Source organism: Bacillus sp. H1a, from assembly GCF_000633475.1.
GTDB lineage: Bacteria > Bacillota > Bacilli > Bacillales > Bacillaceae_G > Bacillus_A > Bacillus_A paramycoides.
The window spans coordinates 1-1,255 of the sequence record NZ_AYMH01000063.1; the positions used below are offsets into that span (position 1 = coordinate 1).

Below are 1,255 nucleotides of genomic sequence, written 5' to 3' on the forward strand. Positions count from 1 at the left end.
CTGTTTTTTATTGTTCATTTTCAAATGTAAACTTTTCATTTTTAGTTAACTGTATATTCTATACATATGAGGTTAACATAACGTCTTATTATCGGTAGCAAGGACAGGAGGGAATCCTTGGTTTTATCGGGTTCTTTCTTCTTTTTTTATATAATTGATATACAAGATTTTATACAAGGCTATGATAGCGGTGATTCCTAGAATCACCGCTCTTCTTTTTTGTATAAAATCTTGTATAAAAAAGCCTTGCATATAAGCAAGGCTTTTTCTATTTCCAAAATTGCCACCACTTTTTTTGTTGGGTGGCTGCAATCATTTTTTTAGTCTCTTGGTTTTCATGGATCATAGCCATTAGGTTTTGATCACGTTCATCCATCCTTTGAACAATAGCCTTTTGGAAATCCTGTTGTTGTTTTTGCTGTTCAGTTAACCATTCCTTTAAATTTTCTTCATGTATTTTAAGTTGTTCAGATACTCTTTCAGCAACAATTCTATCAAACTCTTGAACATCTACAAATCCTTGTCCTACTTGGATTTGTTCAGGTTGTTGTTTAGTTGTTTGGATGGGTTCAATGTCTATGTATTCAGAGAATCCTTCTTTACTGAGGAGTTCAATAATCTGTTTCATTTGGAGGTTTCTTTTATTTCTCATTTTAGCTATAAATTGAAAAACAGGTATACATTCTTGGTGAATTAAATACTTGTTCTTTTCACCTTGTTGGAATTTTAAAAAACTACTGTAGGTTTGACAGTTTCGTTTTATAGTCATAGCTGATACTTTTATTTCTTTCGCTACTTCTTCAGCTGATAACCAGTCTTTTTGTTGCACTGTTCAGATCACCATCCTTCTAAATGCCTAAACATCTGAACTAAACACCATTCAAACAACTAAACAGTTCTATGGCTGACAAGGGTTTCCCTGTTTTTCTGTTCAGATGACTGTTTAGATAATATACAACTAGTTTAACACCTGAACATCTAAACAGTCATCTGAACAAGCAATATGAGAATACATATATAACTGTGTGAAAAATGTGTTCTTTGTTTTTTATTGTGGATAAAAAGGAGGTATGTCTGATGAATATCATTCATATAGAAACAAAAAATCACTATAATAGTGAAAAAGAAAATGAAATGGAAACTATACCAATTATAAAGCGGATATATTATGAAAATGGAGAGATTAAATTCGAAATATTAGGGGAAAAAAATGTCCCTACTAGATGGTTGGATAAATAAACAAGAAGGATCATCC

At 31.6% G+C, this 1,255-nt stretch carries 2 protein-coding genes; one reads left to right on the forward strand and one right to left on the reverse strand.

The window, feature by feature from the left end; translation table 11 throughout:
• Nucleotides 1–268 precede the first annotated feature (268 nt).
• Nucleotides 269–829 carry a DUF3967 domain-containing protein gene (locus U860_RS0124885; protein WP_025150641.1) on the reverse strand — a complete coding sequence of 187 codons (561 nt, stop codon included), beginning with the start codon at nt 827–829 and terminating at the stop codon, nt 269–271.
• Between the two features lie 248 nt (nt 830–1,077).
• On the opposite strand from U860_RS0124885, the gene U860_RS36040 reads away from it, so the two are divergent.
• Nucleotides 1,078–1,239 carry a hypothetical protein gene (locus U860_RS36040; RefSeq protein ID WP_205206364.1) on the forward strand — a complete coding sequence of 54 codons (162 nt, stop codon included), beginning with the start codon at nt 1,078–1,080 and terminating at the stop codon, nt 1,237–1,239.
• The last annotated feature ends 16 nt before the right edge of the window (nt 1,240–1,255 follow it).

Excerpts from the sequence above, each read along its gene's own strand:
- U860_RS36040 (WP_205206364.1), top strand. The coding sequence starts at position 1,078 with ATGAATATCATTCATATAGAAACAAAAAATCACTATAATAGTGAAAAA.